14 protein-coding genes are annotated in these 19,027 nt (G+C 34.5%); 8 read left to right on the plus strand and 6 right to left on the minus strand.

The features are described from left to right. Both GJV76_RS05585 and GJV76_RS05590 read left to right on the plus strand, forming a co-directional pair. Positions 1-939: a PorV/PorQ family protein gene (locus GJV76_RS05585; RefSeq protein ID WP_155091656.1), complete on the plus strand. Its 939-nt coding sequence runs from the start codon at positions 1-3 to the stop codon at positions 937-939. Between the two features lie 51 nt (positions 940-990). Then, the gene (locus tag GJV76_RS05590) at positions 991-1,515 is read left to right on the plus strand and encodes a DUF4920 domain-containing protein (protein ID WP_155091657.1); all 525 of its coding nucleotides are present in this window, start codon (positions 991-993) and stop codon (positions 1,513-1,515) included. A gap of 79 nt (positions 1,516-1,594) precedes the next feature. On the opposite strand, the gene GJV76_RS05595 is transcribed toward GJV76_RS05590, so the two are convergent. From GJV76_RS05595 to tsaD, 4 genes are read right to left on the minus strand one after another with little or no spacing between them, the layout of a single operon-like run. Beyond that, on the minus strand, positions 1,595-2,791 hold the full coding sequence (locus GJV76_RS05595) for a THUMP-like domain-containing protein (protein ID WP_155091658.1): 1,197 nt from the start codon (positions 2,789-2,791) through the stop codon (positions 1,595-1,597). Beyond that, the gene (locus GJV76_RS05600) at positions 2,792-3,883 is read right to left on the minus strand and encodes an AI-2E family transporter (RefSeq protein ID WP_155091659.1); all 1,092 of its coding nucleotides are present in this window, start codon (positions 3,881-3,883) and stop codon (positions 2,792-2,794) included. 7 nt (positions 3,884-3,890) lie between these two features. Next, complete coding sequence (locus tag GJV76_RS05605) at positions 3,891-4,598, minus strand: 16S rRNA (uracil(1498)-N(3))-methyltransferase (RefSeq protein ID WP_155091660.1); 708 nt, start codon at positions 4,596-4,598, stop codon at positions 3,891-3,893. Positions 4,599-4,609: 11 nt separating this feature from the next. After that, positions 4,610-5,632, minus strand: coding sequence for a tRNA (adenosine(37)-N6)-threonylcarbamoyltransferase complex transferase subunit TsaD (tsaD, locus tag GJV76_RS05610; protein WP_155091661.1), 1,023 nt, complete (start codon positions 5,630-5,632; stop codon positions 4,610-4,612). 234 nt (positions 5,633-5,866) lie between these two features. On the opposite strand from tsaD, the gene GJV76_RS05615 reads away from it, so the two are divergent. The 6 genes from GJV76_RS05615 (at position 5,867) to GJV76_RS05640 (ending at position 15,724) form a co-directional block, all read left to right on the plus strand. Next, positions 5,867-10,255 (plus strand): translocation/assembly module TamB domain-containing protein, encoded by a 4,389-nt coding sequence (locus GJV76_RS05615; protein ID WP_317162597.1) that lies wholly within the window; start codon positions 5,867-5,869, stop codon positions 10,253-10,255. Positions 10,256-10,365: 110 nt separating this feature from the next. Beyond that, positions 10,366-11,352: a 6-phosphofructokinase gene (pfkA, locus tag GJV76_RS05620; protein WP_155091663.1), complete on the plus strand. Its 987-nt coding sequence runs from the start codon at positions 10,366-10,368 to the stop codon at positions 11,350-11,352. A 27-nt stretch (positions 11,353-11,379) separates the two neighbouring features. Then, the gene (gene gap / locus GJV76_RS05625) at positions 11,380-12,381 is read left to right on the plus strand and encodes a type I glyceraldehyde-3-phosphate dehydrogenase (RefSeq protein WP_155091664.1); all 1,002 of its coding nucleotides are present in this window, start codon (positions 11,380-11,382) and stop codon (positions 12,379-12,381) included. A 9-nt stretch (positions 12,382-12,390) separates the two neighbouring features. Further along, on the plus strand, positions 12,391-13,236 hold the full coding sequence (locus GJV76_RS05630) for a BadF/BadG/BcrA/BcrD ATPase family protein (RefSeq protein ID WP_155091665.1): 846 nt from the start codon (positions 12,391-12,393) through the stop codon (positions 13,234-13,236). Positions 13,237-13,243: 7 nt separating this feature from the next. Continuing rightward, on the plus strand, positions 13,244-13,621 hold the full coding sequence (locus tag GJV76_RS05635) for a methylglyoxal synthase (RefSeq protein ID WP_155091666.1): 378 nt from the start codon (positions 13,244-13,246) through the stop codon (positions 13,619-13,621). 159 nt (positions 13,622-13,780) lie between these two features. Next, positions 13,781-15,724: a DUF3857 domain-containing protein gene (locus tag GJV76_RS05640; protein ID WP_155091667.1), complete on the plus strand. Its 1,944-nt coding sequence runs from the start codon at positions 13,781-13,783 to the stop codon at positions 15,722-15,724. 86 nt (positions 15,725-15,810) lie between these two features. On the opposite strand, the gene GJV76_RS05645 is transcribed toward GJV76_RS05640, so the two are convergent. Next, complete coding sequence (locus tag GJV76_RS05645; protein WP_155091668.1) at positions 15,811-16,191, minus strand: Rid family detoxifying hydrolase; 381 nt, start codon at positions 16,189-16,191, stop codon at positions 15,811-15,813. 24 nt (positions 16,192-16,215) lie between these two features. Then, entirely contained in the window at positions 16,216-18,942 is a 2,727-nt protein-coding gene (locus GJV76_RS05650; RefSeq protein WP_155091669.1) for a putative LPS assembly protein LptD, read from the minus strand. Positions 18,943-19,027 lie beyond the last annotated feature (85 nt).

Below are 19,027 nucleotides of genomic sequence, written 5' to 3' on the forward strand. Positions count from 1 at the left end.
ATGTTTATTAAAATACTTCAGTATATATCTATAACAGCATTATTTTCTCTGAGTTTCTCTGGCTTTGGTCAGCAGCGTGGACTACCTGTTTTAGAAACCCCTGGCTCGGCAGAGTCTTTAGCAAAAGGCTTAACTACAATGGCAAGAGCTTCTCAAGCTTTTATTTATAGTAATCCTGCTTCTATATTTAATACAAATACAAAGTTTAATACTAGTTATTCAGTGGGGTTATTACCTACACAGGATAAGAATATGAGTCTACATTCGATTGCTACTGCTTATCAAAGAGATCGTAGTGCCTTTTTTATGGGAGCTAGGTATTTTTCAATGGGAAGTATCACTGAGCAATGGGATAGTGAGATGAATCCCATTGATCAAGGTAAAAAGTTAGATTTCTATTCTTATACTCTTGATTTGGGTTATGCCTATAGAATAAGTAATTCATTTACAGGTTATACCAAGTTGGGGTTTGCCAATCAAAGGGTTATATCAAATTTTAAAGCCTATTATCTAACACTAGGGATCTTTTACTCTGGGAATATACACCAAGGAATCTACTCTCTAGGAGTTGAGGTTTCTAATTTAGGATTTGATAAGTATAAAGATAAAACCAAATCTTTGCCAAGTTTATTAAAGTTAGGAGGTTCTATATTATTGCCCACTTTTGAGAATCATCAAATAGAAATCGCTTCAAATTATGGATTGTATATGCCTGTTGATGATTATGTAGCTAAGTCACATTTTAATATGGGGGTTAATTATATTTTCTTAGATAAATATAGTATTTCAACAGGAGGACACATAGGAGAAAACAACGATTATTTAACTACAGGCTTAGGTTTAAAATACCAGTCATTTAGGTTTAATATAGCTTCTAAAATAGCCATGAGACAAGATCTAGAGAATATATACATGTTAGATATAGGATATAGTCTATAGAACATAAAATTTGATAAGGAATTTAAATTATAATTTTAAAACAGATAAAATATGAAAAAAGTGTTTTTTTTATTAATCACTACTACTATGGTTTTTACTGGTTGTAAAAAAGGCAGTGATATGACTGCTAACAAGGTAATATACAATCAAAATGATTATGAGTTTTTTGGAGAGAAATTCGAACTATTAGATCAAATAAAAGATAAAGAATATGTCACAAAACTATATCAAGAGTTAAGAGAAGGGGATACCCTAAAAGTTGCTTTTTCATCTAATATTCAACAGGTTTGTCAAAAGAAGGGATGTTGGATGAGTTTAGAGCTTTTAGATGATAAAAATAGCTTTGTTAAATTTAAAAACTATGGCTTTTTTGCTCCAATGAATGCCTCAGGACACAATGCTATTGTTAATGGAAAAGCATTTGTTTCTATTATTGAAATAGATGAATTAAAACACTATGCAAAAGACGCTGGCAAGTCGGAACAAGAAATAGCTGAGATTATAGAACCAAAAGTTATCTATAGTTTCTTAGCCGAGGGAATTGCAATTGAAAAACAACAACAAATAGTTCAATAATCTATTGGTTGATAAACAATGTTTTATTTCAAGATTCAGATCTAAGAAAACAGGGAGCGAGTTTATCGCTCCCATTTTGTTATATTTTAGTTTCTATTTTTGTTTTAAGACATTTGATAAAAACCTTTTCCTGATTGTTTAAGGTGGTGAAAAAAAGGTATTGCTCACCGCCATCTTTAATTTTCCATTTCTTGCGGAGTTCCTCTACCTTTATTGGAAAGTTACGCGTTGTTACATTGGCCTTGGTATTGGTTAGATACAATTTAGCGTTTGCTTTGTTGTAGGGGATGACTTCTTGGATTTCAAATGACCTACCAGCAAAGTTTTCAATTAAATTGTCACTTGTATATAGTTGAGAGTGTTGATGTAATTTCTCAATTTTATAGTAAGGACAAATACAGTCAAATTTTCCAGTTTTTAGTACAGCACTATTGGGCTCATATAAAAACTTTTTAGGTAAAGCGTAAACAGGCTCACAACTTTGGTCGAGTGTAGTCTTAAAAGTGCTAATTTGATTGTGGTGTATATTAACAGCGGTTAATTCAACGCTTGCAATACTTCCTTTTTTTAACACCCACAAGAGCTCCTTTACTTCATTGTTTAATGCAATGATGTGAATTGCGCTAACGTGCTTTAGTTCATTAAGCCCTGCGTGAATATCCAAAAGGGGAGAGGTCTTAATTAGCACATTATTTGTATGCGAAAATAGAAGTTCTAAATGTTCAGGTACGTTGGGCAAACAATCACTTAAAAAGAATACTTTCTCTTTGGATTGATTTCTTCGTGCGGGATCAACGTAAATCCAGTCCCATTGTTTTTTCTGCTCAGCTATATACACTAAGCTATCTCCACAGTGTGTGGTAATATTCTTGACACCTAATTGATTATAGTTATGAGCTACCATATGACTTAGGTAGGACTGCATCTCACAGTGTACAACTTGTTTTATATGCTTTGCAAAGTAAAGACAATCCACACCAAAGCCTCCAGTAAGGTCAATTAGACTCTCACCAAAAACTAAGTTCGCTTTGTACTTAGCACATACCTCAGATGAAGTTTGTTCAATAGAAAGCTTAGCAGGGTACAATATATTTGGACTGTTGTACCAAGTCGGAAGTTTGTCAATACACTTTTGCTTAGCTTCGATTTGCATGAGCAAATCACTCATTTCAATATGTTGAAAAGGAGATTTTTTAAAAGCTAAATCTTTATTGTTTTTATCAAGGTGATCATTAATGTACTCTTGAACTTCAAGAGCTAATAAAGGATTTTCCAATTATAACTTTTTGGTTAATATTTGAATAAAGCGAACATTTGGCAAGAACTCTTTAGCTATAACTTTTATACAAGTATAAATAGGGACAGCTGCAATCATTCCAAAAATTCCTGAGAACATTCCAGAGGCTAGAATAACAATGAATATCTCTAAAGGATGTGATTTAACGCTATTTGAAAAGATCAAAGGCTGGTTTACAACGTTGTCGATTAGTTGAATAAATAAAAAGCCAAACATAACTGTTAACGCCTTTGGTAGAGTAACTTCTGTTATGTTATCGCCTAAAAAGCTCAACATGGTAAACAAAACTGCAAGGACGTTTCCAATTAGTGGGCCTATATATGGAATGATGTTTAAGATAGCACATAAGAATGCGATCATTAAGGCACCATTTACTCCAACTATTGCTAAAAGGATAAAACTCAAAATAAAGATAACCGTAATTTGAGCTACTAGTCCAAGAAAGTATCTCGATAGTAGATTGTTAATTTTATCCAATGAAGTTAATACTTTGTTTTCGTGTTTACTTGGGAATATCTTCTTGAACTGGTATTCTAAGATAACTTGATCTTTTAAAAAGAAAAAAGTGATAAATAAAATAGCAAAAACTCCCATTCCAAACTCACTTAGAAAACCAAGTAATGTGTTGAATAAATTTGGAACAAAGTCTAGTTTGAGTTGAGATTTAAAATTCGCACTCTCTAAAAGGGTGTCTAAACTAAAGCCCTTGGTTGATAAATAAAGATCGAGTTTGTGAATTAACCCATTAAAATCCTCTTGCAAATGTGAGGTGTTTAAGACAGATAAGTTCTGTGCTTGTGTGGTAAATAAAGGGATAAACATAAATATAAAGCCGATAAAGAAAGCGATGTAAATAACAATAGTTATCACAACGGCTAAGGTGCGCTTTATACGTAGTTTTTTCTTAAAAAACTCTACTAAAGGTTTACCTATCAATGCTAAGACAAAAGCCAAGGCAGTATAGATAAAAAGAGAACTAATTTGCAATATTAACATTGCACCTAGGTATATTGCTACTAATATTAAAACAGCTCTTACAATACCTTTAGAAATCGTTTTTGAATCAACCATAAATATTTTATTCGTTTGTGAATATAAAACTGTGTACCGCAACTACCGCTGCAGTTTCAGTGCGTAACCTTGTGTGTCCAAGAGAAACAGGCTTATAACCTTTGTCAAGAGCTAATTGTATTTCACTTGGAGAGAAATCTCCTTCTGGACCTACTAAAAGTAAATAATTTTTGTGAGGTAATATACTGTCTTTTAACAAAATTTTTTCTTGGTCTTCCTCACAATGAGCAATGTATAATTCTCCTTGGTGATCTTGATTCAAAAATTCTTTTAGAGAAATAGGTTGATTGAGTTTCGGCAAGTACATTTGAAGGGATTGTTTCATTGCTGATTGAACAATTCTTTCAAATCGCTCGGTCTTAACTATCTTTCTTTCCGAATGTTCACAGATAATTGGCGTTATTTCGTGAATGCCTATTTCAGTGGCTTTTTCCAAGAACCACTCGTAGCGTTCATTCATTTTGGTAGGAGCCACGGCTAAGTGCAGTCGAAATGGGGTATGTGGGATTAATTTATGTTCGATAATTTGAGTCATACAAGCTTTGTCGGAATCTAAAGTAATCTCAGTGGTGAATAAATTCCCATTGCCATCCGTTACATGAAGTGTATCTCCAATTTTTCGTCTAAGGACTTTTATGATGTGTTTACTTTCGTCTTTGTCAAAAGTAAAAGTAGGGTTATCAGTACTGATATTTGGGGAATAAAATAATTGCATAAGTTTGGTTTTTAAAATTCTATACGAGCTTTTGATACGATGGAAGAATCGGCAAATATTGATTCGCAATATCTATAATAACCCACAATACCTATCATCGCAGCATTATCAGTTGTGTATTCAAACTTTGGAATAAAGGTTTTCCACTTGTATTTGTCTTCTGCTTGTTTGAGTGTTTGTCGAATACCTGAATTGGCAGAAACCCCACCACCTATAGCAATTTGCTTTATGCCAGTTTGTTTAACAGCTAATTTTAATTTATCCATTAAGATCTGGATAATCGTATATTGAATAGAAGCACAGATATCTGCTTTGTTTTCTTCTATAAAATTAGGATTCTCCTTCACACTTTTTTGTATAAAATATAAGATTTGTGTTTTTAAGCCACTGAAACTAAAGTTTAACCCATCTACTTTTGGCTTTGTAAATTGAAAAGCTTTAGGATTACCTTCTTTGGCATACTTGTCAATCAACGGGCCTCCAGGATAAGGGAATCCCAATATTTTTGCAGACTTGTCAAAAGCCTCACCAACAGCGTCGTCAGTTGTTTCTCCCAGAATCTCTAAACCAAAAAAACTGTTTACTTTAACTATTTGAGTATGACCTCCTGAGATAGTCAAAGCAAGAAAGGGAAACTCAGGCTTGTCATAGCCTTGTTCATCGATAAAGTGGCAAAGAATATGAGCGTGCATGTGATTCACAGCGACAAGGGGAATATTCAAGGCAAGAGACAGAGATTTTGCAAAGGATCCACCGACTAATAGTGATCCCATTAATCCTGGGCCTTGTGTAAAGGCAATTCCGTTTAATTCTTCTTTGGTTATTCCAGCTTTCTTTAAGGCGATATCCACAACTGGTACAATGTTTTGTTGGTGTGCACGAGAAGCTAATTCGGGCACTACACCACCATATTGTTCGTGTATTTCTTGTTTAGCTACTACATTTGACAATACTTTATTATTGTGCATTACCGCTGCTGATGTGTCATCACATGAGCTTTCTATAGCTAAAATATAAGTTGATTTAGAAGACATTCTCTATTTGAAATTTTTGTTTAAGAATAACTGTTTTAACTTGACAAAACATGGTATTCTATGTGGAAAAATACTTAAATTTGCTATTTGCTATTTTATTGTGAAATAAGCAAATAATTAGGCTGCAAATTTAAAACATAAAACGTTATCAAAAAATTTAAAAAAATAGTTTTTCGCCTTCTATTGGCGTTGGTGTGTCTGTTAGTTATCATAATAGCAACCTTGTCGTTACCTGTGGTTCAAAGTATCATGGCCAGCATTGCGGTAGAAAAAGTAAACGACAAGTTTGGTACTAAGTTCGACATTGACCGATTATACATTGATTTTTTTGGTAGAATTTCTCTAAGAGGGGTATCTGTAAGGGATAATCACGACTATAAGTTTATAGAAATTAAAAGTTTTAAAACGCGTATTACCGACTTTGACGCCTTAAAGAAGGGACAAATCTTTTTAGGAGATACTCATATCAGCAATCTATTTCTAAATATCCACAAGTACAAAGCAGAAGAAATGACTAATCTTGATGCTTTAATTGCTGTATTTGACAATGGAAAAGAAGGGGATGGTAAGTTTAGGTTAAAGTCGAAGAATATCTACATGAGTTCCTCTCATTTTAAAGTTTCTGACGATAACAATGAAACTGTCACAGCAGTTGACTTTAAAGAGTTAAATGGTGAGGTAAACAACTTTTTGATTAAAGGGCCAGAGATTTATGGTAATATCAAGAAGGCTTCTTTTAAAGATCACTGGGGGTTGAATGTAAATCGCCTTGCCGGAGATTTCTCTCATACAAAAACAACTATTGGTGTTAAGTCACTTGAACTAGTAACAGATCAATCTTCAATTGCAGGAGATTTACTCTTTAGTTTTGCTCAAGGAGATATGAAGTATTTTACCGATAAGGTAAACTGGGATTTTAAAATCAGTAAAGCTTCTTTGAATACTTCTGATTTAAATGTTTTTGCACCAGAGTTCTCCTCGAATAAACAGCTGTATTTTCAAGGAAGTATTGTTGGAGTGATGAACGATTTTCAATTGATTAATGCACGCTTACTCGACCAAAGTAATTCACAAGTAATAGGTCAATTTGCCTTTAGAAACGTCTTTGATAAAGATAAGCCGTTTTGGATGAAGACAAACTTGTCAAAGCTTTATATTTCTCGCTATAATTTAGTTAGTTTAATGCCTGATTTGCTGAAGTCAAAGTTACCTGAGTCTTTGGACAATATGGGAATGTTTGATATTCACGGTGAGTTAGAGATGACTAAGCGTACCTTGAAAACAGATATTGACGTTTTAACTAATATTGGTAAAGGTAGAGCTAAGTTAGAGATTAATCATTTAGACGAGCCTGATTTAGCACAATATAAAGGGAATATAGCCCTGGATAAGTTTGACTTGGGAAGTTTTATTGACAACAAGCAATTCGGAGTAACTTCTTTCGATTTGTATGTGGATGGAAAAGGCTTTAATCAAGAATCTTTAAATACTTCTATTAAGGGGGATGTCTTTTCACTGGTGTTTGCCAAATATAAGTACACGTCAATTGCCGTAGATGGTACATTAAAGATGCCGTATTTTAAAGGTCTTGTTCACACTGATGATCCCAATTTAAAATTGGACTTTAATGGAAAAGTTGACTTTAGCTCGAAAGTGAAAAATTATGACTTTGTTGCAGACGTTGATTATGCTGATTTACACGCTTTAAAGTTTGTTAATGATACCCTTGCGCAGTTTAAGGGAAGTTTTGAGTTTAAAGCTTCTGGAAATACAATAGAAGATTTAGAAGGGGTGTTTAAAGTAAACTCGTCTCAGTATAACAACACTAAAGATTTCTATGTTTTTGATGAGTTTTCTGTTACTTCGGCTTTTAATCAAGATGGCGAGCGTTCAATACAAATTAACTCAAAAGAAGCTATTAAAGGATATGTGATAGGAAAGTACAGGTTTAAGGATTTAAAGAGCTTGTTTACCAATGCTCTGGGAAGTCTATATACTAACTACAACCCTTATAAAATAGCTGAAGGTCAATATTTGGATTTTGATATCACAGTACACAATAGGTTGATAGAGGTATTTTTACCTCAGTTAACAGTCAGTGAGAGTACTCGTGTAGAAGGGTTGATTAACAATGATGAAAACGAGTTTAAGTTGCGCTTTGACTCACCGAGTATATCTTTAGATAAAATTGGGTTTCACAATATTGTTTTGTATGTAAATAACAATAACCCATTATATAATACCTATGTCTCAATTGATAGTGTAAGGACAGGTATGTATAAGATCTCAGACTTTAATTTACTGAACTTAACCCATAACGATACGCTATTTGTGCGTTCTGAGTTTAAGGGAGGGGATAATAATCGAGATGTCTTTAATTTAAACTTATATCACACCATTAATCAGGATAATATGTCTGTGGTTGGGTTTAAGAAATCAGATATCTTTTTCAAAGATTTTATTTGGAATGTCAATGAGAAAGAAGACAAAAGTAACAAAGTGATTTTCAATAAAAAGCTAACTGACTTTACCATTGATTCACTTGTGATGTCTCACAAAGCGCAAAGGGTAGCCCTTAGTGGTGTGATGCGAGATTCTACTTATAAGCACTTAGATTTGGACTTTTCTCAAGTTGAGCTAGCTAAGATTACACCTGATATTAATAACTTGAAGTTCTCAGGTATGATAGACGGAGATATTCACTTTTCTCAAGATAAAGATTTATTTCACCCAAGAGCCAATGTTGAGATAGATTCGCTTCATATTAATGATTATGATCTTGGAACTATGTTGTTTAAAGTAGATGGTAATGAAAAGTTAGATAACTTTAAAGTAGAATCGTCTATTTCAAAATTCGACAAGGAATCTTTTTACCTCAATGGAGATATCAATATAATCAATAAAAAGACCTATTTTAACTTAGAATCTGGGTTTAAAGAATTTAGCTTAAAACCGATAGGGCCACTTTTAAGTAGTGTGGCTTCCTCTATGCGAGGAACTGCATCAGGAAAGATTAGTATACTTGGAACACCGAGTGATCCAGAGGTCAATGGACGATTGTATCTAAGTAAAGCTGGATTTTTGTCTAAGTTTACAGGAGTGGACTATTTGTTTGAGGAGCATTCAGCTCTGGATATTACCCAAAAACAATTTATCCTTAGAAACGCAAGAATTATAGATTCAAAATATAAGACCGAAGGAGTAGTTGACGGTTATGTTTCTCATAAAATGTTTAATGATTGGGCATTGAATTTAAAGTTGTCATCGCCTAATTTATTGGCATTAGACACCAAGTTTACTGAAGGTAGTTTATACTATGGAACAGCTTTTATCAATGGTCAGGCGAATTTAACTGGGCCTGTAGAAATGCTAAATATTGATATCAATGCCACTTCTAACAAAGGTACAGCGATTAAGATTCCTTTGAAAGAAGCTCAAAATACAGGGGAGAATAATTATATCTATTTCTTGACTCGCAAGGAAAAAGAGCTTCGAAAGAAAAGTAAAGATAGCGACCCATATCGCTATAGAAATAGTGGAATAGAATTAGACTTTGAGTTTATTGTTACACCTGAGGCGGAAATAGAGATCATCTTAGATCGCGAATCTGGGCATGCCATGAAAGGTAAAGGAGCTGGTTTTATTACTATGGAAATTAATACTCTTGGAAAGTTTAATATGTGGGGGGATTTTCAAGCTTATGAAGGAGAGTATAACTTTAAATATGGAGGACTGATAGACAAGAGATTTGTAGTAAAAAAATATGGAACTATTCGCTGGGATGGTGATCCAATGAATGCTATACTTGACTTACAGGCAATTTATCACACAGAGGCAAACCCAAGAGTTATTGTTGATAATTCGATTATTAATAGAAAGGTACCAACAGACGTGGCTATTGTTTTAAACGGTAGTTTGAGTAGTCCAGAGGTAGATTTTGAAATTAACTTTCCAACGGTAAGTTCGGTTGTTAAATCTGAGTTGGACTACAAGTTAAGTGATAGAGATACCCGAGAAAGACAAGCTATGGCATTGTTAGCAACAGGGGCGTTTTTCTCATCAGATAATTCGTCTTCCGCTTTAGCTGGTAGTTTATTTGAAAGAGCCAGTAGCATTTTTGATGACTTATTTTCTGATGAGGATGACAAATTCAAAGTAGGCTTAAACTACGCTCAGGGAGAGCGAAATCCATACACGCAAACAGAAGGGCGTTTAGGGGTTACTTTCTCAACTAAAGTTAACGATCGCATTTCTGTCAATGGAAAACTGGGAGTACCTGTAGGAGGGGAAGAACAATCTGTGATCGTAGGGGATGTAGAGGTCTTGTTGCGCATTAATGAAGAGGGAACATTAAATGCTCGTTTTTTCAATAGGGAGAACGACATCAATTACTTAGGAGAAGGTATTGGTTATACACAAGGAGTAGGTTTGACTTATGAAGTGGACTTTGACACTTTTAAGGAGTTATTGTCTAAAATTTTGAATCAAGCAGACAAGCGCGCCAAGGAAAAGAAAGAGAAAGAAAAGAAGGAAAATAGTAGGACAGAAGAACTACCAGACTCTGATTTTAATCGCGATTTTATTAAATTTTATGAGGATCGTAGAAGAAATAATTCTAAATAGTTCAAATGTTAATTATTTAACAAAATTATAATACCAAAATAAGAATTAAACATCCAATAATCTTGTCCAAGTAACGATTATTTGCTAAATTTACTCAAAATGTTAATCATATGAGTAAGGCAATAAAAAGAATAGGTGTTTTAACTTCTGGAGGTGATGCTCCGGGTATGAATGCAGCCATTAGAGCTATTGTTCGTACTTGTTCATTCCATGGAGTAGAGTGTATAGGAGTATTTCGTGGTTTTCAAGGGCTTGTTGAGGGTGATTTTGAAGTATTAGGTCCAAGAGATGTAAACTACATTATTAATAAAGGGGGAACTATTTTAAAAACAGCAAGATGTGCTGCATTTAAGACTTCAGAAGGTAGACAGGCTGCATACGATAATTTGAAGAAAGCAGAGATAGATGCTTTAATCGTTATCGGTGGAGATGGAAGTTTTACTGGAGCAATGGTCTTGAGTAAAGAGTTTGACATTCCTGTAATGGGAATACCTGGTACGATTGACAATGATATTCATGGAACCAGTCATACCATTGGTTTTGACACAGCATTAAATACAGTAGTAGATGCGGTGGATAAGATTAGAGATACTGCGAGTTCACATAAGCGTCTATTCTTTGTAGAGGTTATGGGGCGTGATGCTGGGCATATTGCATTAAATGCAGGTATCGGAGCAGGAGCAGAGGAAATATTGATCCCAGAGGAAGATTTGGGATTAGAAAGGCTACTTGAGTCTTTGAAGAAAAGTAAAAAATCAGGAAAATCATCTAGTATAGTAATTGTAGCAGAAGGAGAAAGACTCGGTAAAAACGTATTTGAATTAGGGGAATACGTAGAAGAGAATTTACCTGAGTATGAAGTGCGTGTATCAGTATTAGGTCATATGCAAAGGGGTGGGGCGCCTTCTTGTTTTGATAGGGTACTTGCAAGTAGATTAAGTGTAAAAGCAGTAGAAACTTTACTAGAAGGTCAAAGTAACTTTATGGTGGGGCTTATCAACGATCAGGTTGCCTTAACTCCACTTGAACAAGCTGTGAAAGGGCATTCTCCAATAGATAAAGATCTGTTGAGAGTATCAGATATAATTACAATTTAAAAAAATAACTTAATAAAAAAAGATATTATGAAGACAAGAATAGGGATTAACGGTTTCGGACGTATTGGACGTTTAATGTTTAGAGAAGCAGTAAAAAGAAGTGATGTGGAAATTGTAGCTGTAAACGATTTAATGCAAGTTGAGCATTTAGCTTATTTGATTAAATACGATTCAGTACATGGACGTTTTGATGGAACAGTTGAAGTGAAAGATGGCAACTTGGTAATTAATGGAAAAACAGTTCGTGTAACTGCTGAAAAAGATCCATTAATGCTTAAATGGGATGAAGTAAAAGTAGATGTTGTTGCTGACTGTACAGGTATTTTTACAAACCTTGAAGGTGCGCAAAAACACATTGATGCAGGAGCTAAGAAAGTTTTGATTTCTGCACCTTCTGCTGATGCTCCAATGTTTGTAATGGGAGTGAATGAGAAAGAGTTAAAAGCAACAGATACAATTATCTCAAATGCATCTTGTACTACTAACTGTCTAGCTCCATTAGCTAAAGTTCTAAATGACAAGTTTGGAATTGTTGAAGGTTTAATGACTACAATTCACGCTACAACTGCAACTCAGTTTACTGTGGATGGTCCTTCTAAGAAAGACTACAGAGGTGGACGCTCGGCTTTATTAAATATTATTCCTGCTTCAACAGGTGCGGCTAAAGCTGTAGGTAAAGTTATTCCTGAATTGAAAGGTAAATTAACGGGTATGTCTATGCGTGTTCCAACAGCTGACGTATCTACTGTGGATTTAACTGTGAAATTAGGTAAAGAAACTTCTTACGAGGAAGTAATGGCTGTACTTAAAAAAGCAAGTGAAAACGAATTAAAAGGTGTTATGTTATATGTTGAAGATGACGTAGTTTCTCAAGACTTCGTATCTAATACACACACTTGTATCGTTGACTCTAAAGCTGGTATTGGATTAAACAGTACATTCTTTAAATTCGTAGCATGGTACGATAATGAGTATGGTTATTCTTCTAAAATGGTTGAAATGGCTATTCATTTAAACAGTGTAAAATAATTTAAAACAATGAAGATTATAGTCGATAGTGGTTCTACTAAGGCTGATTGGATCTTCTTTGACCAAAATAAGAATTTAATAACTTCGGTAACCAGTCTTGGACTTAATCCCGAAGTTATTACTTTAGATGAGTTCTTTACCCGCGTTAATACTATTCCTGATATTAGGAGAAATAAGAACGAGGTTAAAGAACTTTATTTTTATGGCTCAGGATGTGGATCAGATAGAACAAGAAGTATTGTAAAAAGGTTTTTTGAGGAGTATTTTGACAATTGCAAAAGTATTCACATTCACGAAGATACCTTTGCTGCTATATATGCAACTGTAAAAAAAGGCGAAAAAGGGATTGTCTGCATTAATGGGACGGGTTCTAATGTAACCTATTTTGATGGGGAAAAAGCTCACCAGAGGATACAGTCACTTGGGTATATGGCAATGGATGATTGTAGTGGAAGTGCATTTGGAAGAATTTTGATAAAGTCTTATTTCTTAAAGATGATGCCAGTTGATTTGGCAATAGCTTTTTCTGCTAAATATGATATTGATGCAGATGTTGTGAAATACAACTTTTACAAGAAGGAGAACCCCAATGCCTATATGGCTTCTTTTCTACCGTTTTTAATAGAGCATAAAGAACATGAGTACTTTAAGAAGTTGATTAGAGAACAGATTAAGTTCTTTGTAGATAATTATATTAAAAATTATCCTGAGTATTTGGAATGTCCTGTTAGTTTTGTTGGTTCTGTTGCGTACTTTCTTCAGGATGAACTTGTGGAAATATTACAGGAAGAAGGCATTGCTTTAGGTCGTATTATTCAGAAACCTTTAGATGGGTTAATAGATTATCATAAATAATAGAATTATGGAAATAGCTATAGTAGCACATGATGCTAAGAAAAAGGAGATGCTTGAGTTTATTAAAAAGAACAAAGCTATTCTCTCTAAAGAGGGAATTAGCCTGATAGCTACTGGTACAACTGGGAGTATGGCTCAAGATGTTGGTTTTGAAGTTAAACGCATGTTGTCAGGTCCTCTTGGAGGGGATGCTCAGATTGCAGGAAGAGTGGCAGAAGGTAAAACGGCAATGGTTTTATTCTTTAAAGATCCACTTGGCAAACATCCACACGAACCAGATATCAATATGTTATTGCGCGTATGCGATGTTCACAATGTGCCTTTGGCAACTAACGTAGCTACTGCACAAATGCTTTTACAGGCCATTGATAGTGAAGTGAAATAGCGTAAAACAAGATCAATAATAGCACCTTTAAAAGAAAGGTGCTTTTTTTATTGCTTATTTTAAAGGTAGGAAGGGTAATTATTCGATTCCTTACAGGCCTAAGAGTGCTTATTTTTGTAAATTTGGTTTTTACAGCTTATAAATAATTAAATCGTATATATGAAAAAGATACTATTGTTCGTTTTCTTATTGGGGTATAGTGCTGTTTTCTCTCAAGAGTTTGAGTTTGAAAAAGCCGACTTCACTGAAGTTTCTAAATCTGATATAGAGGCACTTTCCGATGAAGGTGGTTTATTGTTATATGACCAAAAAGTAGAGTTAAAAGTTGGTGGGTTGAATGATATGGTAACCAGCTTTAACTTAGTTCACTATCAACAATATGTGGCAAGTGACTCGAGTGCGGCAGCTTTTCAGAAGGTACTAGCGCGTGATCCAAAAGACGAGCATACGGTAAAGCAGAAATTGCGTATAATCAAACCTAATGGACAGGTAGTTAATTTTAGCAATGATAGCATTAAAGAATTTACCAATGAACAAGCGGGATTTGTCATTCACTACTTTGATGTAGAAGGCATGGAGAAGGGGAGTGTAGTTGAATATGTTGGCATTTGGTCGGAAGATGGTGTTATCGATGGTGTGGATGTTAAATTGCAAAGTGATGTACCGGTTATAAAGAGTAAGTTTGAACTGATCTATCCTGATAACATTATTATTAAGATGAAAGCCTATAATGGGCTTAATACTCCTGTGTATAATGAAGAAGCCTACAATGGAAAGTCTTCATATGTAGTTGAGCACAATAATCTTGAAGCAATGATATCAAATGATGAGTATACTAATCTTATAAAGAACATCAAATTTCTTCGTTATAAAGTAGATGGTATTTACGGTGGAGTAGAGAAAGATTTCTTTAACTACAAGTTTTTCGTTGATGATTTCTTAGCTAAACGCAATCGTCCACTTAGCAATCAAGAGTTAAGCGTAGCTAACGATTTTTATAAGAAAGTAAGGAAATCGGATAACCTTATGTTGAGCTTGAGAAATATTGAGTTTGCTATTAAATCGAGTGTGGTAATTTCTCCAGAGGAATTAAAAACTTTAGACAGGGTAATTTCGGAGCATACAGGGCATTTAACTGATGTTTTAAGGCTTTATGATGTGATGTTTAAGAATCTTGGGGTAAAGTATGAATTAGTTCTTACAACAAAGAAAAATCAACAAGTATATGATGCGAGTTTTCCAACGCGTTTAAACTTTACAGATGCTTTGTTTTACTTTCCAAGTTTAGATGCATATATGGATCCATTCTCTTACGAGTATTTTATCCCGCTTTCCAATACTGCTTATCACCATAATCAAGGTTTATTTGTTACAACAAGAGAGTTTGCTGGAATGGAAACGATAGCTTATGACAATAAACAATTAAGCTTGAATACTTTTGAAACAAAAGACGTTTTTAAGGCAGAAGTAGATTTGAGAAATTTGAATCAAGTTAGCGTAAAAACGCAACATAGTATATCAGGAGAAAGAGGTATTGATTTCCAAAAGTACTTTTTGTTACTCAATTCTAATACCATAGCTGATTTTAAAAATTTCCTTGCTAAAGCATATTCTAATGATGCGACTGATTTTAATATAGATGTAAAGAATACCTCTTTTGATGATTATGCTATAAAGCCATTTGTCTTTAATGTGAATTACAAAGCAGATCACTTGTTTGAGCAAACAGAAGGTGCTTATATTTTTAAAGTTGGGAAGTTAATTGGCGATCAAGTTAGGCTTGAAGCAGAAGAAGAACGACTGTGGCCAATTGAATTAACTACAGCTGTTGATTATAAACGCACAATTACAGTCCAACTACCAAAAGGGTATAAGGTTGAAAACTTAAAAGATTTGAATATTCACGAGAAATTGAAAGTTGATGGAAAGATTGTAGGGGAGTTTAAATCGAGTTATAAAGTAAAAGACGATATTTTGAGTATTGATTGTATAGAAATCTATGATTTTGTAGAGATTGATAAAAAGTACTGGCAAGAGTATCGTACTGTGATCAATGCTGCAGCTGTGTTTAACGATGTGAAATTAAAATTTACAGCGAAGTAAATTATATCGAAAAAGCTTCGGTTAACAACAATAAAAAAGCCAATGTGAATCACATTGGCTTTTTTTATATATTTTAAAATGTCAAATTACTTCGAAGCAATCATTGAGATTTCAACATTAACACCTCTTGGTAATTTTACCACTTGAATACATTCTCTTGCAGGAGCAGTAGCCGCAGTAAAGTAACTTCCATAAATTTCATTTACCTTAGAAAAATCATTCATATCAGTTAAAAAAATAGTTGCTTTTACCACATTTTCGAAAGTCATATTTGAAGCAGCTAAAATAGCTTCCAAATTGAATAAGACTTGCTTAGTTTCGTCCTCTATTCCCGTTGTAACCAGCGTTTCTGTAGCTTGGTTAAAAGGGATTTGACCAGAGATAAACAATAAATCACCAACCATTACAGAGTGATTGTATGGTCCAATAGGTGCAGGTGCTTTATCTGAGTTTATTATTTTTTTCATGAGTTTATCTTTTTTAATATCCAATTATCTATATCTCTTATCTGGAGCTTTTCGTTTCTCCCATTTCACGTCACTTAACATAGATGAGCGAATTCCGATAAAGAATCCCCAACTTGTGTAGCTTCCAATAGGAACCCAGCTAAAGTCCATACGCCAACTCAGTAGGTCTCTTTCGAATCGAAGTTGAGTGAAGGTAACTCCTTTTTGCACGAAGTCATAACCACTGGAGAATCCAACTTTCCACTTAGGTGTTAAATCAATATTTCCAGATACCATGACCGAGTTGTTGACAATTTCGTTCTGTCTTTGAGCATTGCTGTAGGTCAATGAGTAGGCAAAGGTTAAGTCCCATGGTAATTTTGCATTAAAGAAACCGGCAAAAGGATCGTCGCCTTTGTCATTGTCGTTGTTGAACATACTCTGTCTGTTGTCTCCTAACTCCATTGTGCGTCCAAACAAATCATCTCCACGTCCACCATTGTCAATAGAGTTTTGGTTTTTATTGTCTGCAGATCCTCCAAACCAAGGGTCGTTGCTTGACATCGACCAGTTTACAGTCATATTAGCACTTGTAAGTCTAAATAAACTACCTCCGTTATCAATATTGAATTTATCAATACGTCTGTTGTTGTTATCCAGAGCATACGGGTCTAAAGTGGCATTGAAGTTAATTTGCATTTTATCTTTAAAAATGGCAGTCCCAGCGCTCACGCGTACAGGTGACCATTTTAATGAATCTGCGGACATATTATAACTTGTAGAAAAATTCAAACTATTTAAAAGCATAACTTTTTTAGGCTCTCCTTTTTCGTTTTCGTCATCTCTCATTTTAGCCTCAAATGTGTTGCTCAAGTTGAAGTTTAACATATTTGAGTTCTGTCTACCAGGTGCGCCAAATAGCCCTCCTTGGAATCTGGTGTAGTCTTGCATGGTTTGACCAGTGGCATCGATGGCGTAAGTGTCGTAGTACTGCTCAAAACTCGGTGTGTATGAGTATCCAACACTTGGACGCATTACGTGTCTAATAGCTTGGATTCTTCCGTCTTTGTTAAAGTTGAAAGTACCGTAAATGGTTGTACCAATATTCGTGTTGAAGTTATAAGTTCTAAAGCTATCAAAGCCATTAACACGTACATCTTCTACTTTGTTTGTCTGAGGGTTATACTCTTTTTTTATCGTATTCATATACCACACCTCGTTGTAGGTTGCACCAGCTGTAACCGAGAAGTATTTGAATAATTTAAAGTTGGTAGAAATAGGAATACTGTGTTGAAATCCGGTATTTAAACTGTCAAACATTTCTTGTTTAAAGAAATTGTCCTCGTGAATTCTCACTCTGTTTTCCCCTCTAACGTTATATGAAAAGTTCAAGTTCTTGATAATTCCCTTTTTTGCACCGTATTTTGGAGCAAATGGGAAGACACGGTCTACACTAACGTTTAAGGTAGGTAGTGTCATATTAACTTGTTTTGTATTTGTTGATTGTGAGTGCGTTGCAGTCAAAGACATGTTAACTTGTGGGACACTCTCAAATGTTTTAGAATAACTAATAGATGAGCTCATTGTATTATTTAACGAAGCTCCAACGTTATAGGTGTTGTTTGTCTGTCTAAAATATTGACTACTACCCATGTTTACCGATGCAGAGAATCTCGAATTCGGATTAGCTTTTGCATCTTGAGTGTGATTCCACTGTATATTGTAAAGTTTAGACGACATATAATCAGGAAGTCCACGTTCACTAAAGATATTGTTTTCATAGCGAACTAAAACGCGTCCATTGTATTTGTATCTCTTGGCATATTGGCTATTACCTCTTAAACCCCAACTACCATTGGTATAGTAATCTCCTTGTAGGGTTAAGTCTAAATTGTCGCTAACAGCAAAATAGTATCCTCCATTTTGAAGGTAGTATCCTTGTTGATTGGTATCTCCCACACTTGGGATGATAAATCCAGATGCAGCTTTTTCACTCATAGGGAAAAAGGCAAAAGGAAGTCCCAGTGGAGTAGGTACATCAGCAATAACCATATTGGTAGGACCTGTAACTACTTTCTTACCTGGTACCAACTTAATTTTCTTACTCTTAAAGTAATATTCTGGATTGTCTAAGTCTTTTGCAGTTGTGAAGATAACATCAGCCATAAAGTAGGTAGAGTCATTCTCCTTCTTTGTCACTTCAGCTTTGATGTTAAATTCTCCTTGTGAAGTTCTGGATTGAAAAACTAAAGCTTTGTGTGTTTTTGTATTATAGCGGATAGAATCTGGCTCTACCACTTGTCCTGCTTGCGTAAAAACAGGATATTGTGAAAGAACACCTAAGCTATCTTTGATTCCTCCAGCATAGATTTCGCTTTTATCGTAGTTGAATACGATTTTACCTGCTTTTAGGTTAAAGTCTTGGTAATTTATCTCAGCCTCGTCATAAAGTGTGATTTCATGACTTCTTTGGTCAAGTTTCTCGTAACCTTTCGCTTTTCTATCAACGATGTTTTCTAAAAAAGATTTAGGTTTTTGTTCTGCCGTATTTTTACTGTTTGGCAAAGAATCTTTTGTAATTTGAGTTGAATCCTTCTCTATAGGTAATAGCTTAGGTACTATAGTATCTTTGTTCGAAGCTATAGTATCACTCAAATTGTTGTTTGGTAGTACAGTGCGTTTCTTTCCAAACTCTTGTGCAGTAACATGGTAAGATGAAAATGCACTGTATAGAAATAAAACTAAAACGATATTGAAAATATTTGTTCGCAAATCTATTATATATGCTATTTTTGTAAAAGCTTGATTCGTTAATTTTAGCGTGTCAAACTTACATATATTTTTTCTGAAAAATGTA

The sequence above is a fragment of the Myroides albus genome, assembly GCF_009711045.1.
GTDB lineage: Bacteria > Bacteroidota > Bacteroidia > Flavobacteriales > Flavobacteriaceae > Flavobacterium > Flavobacterium album_A.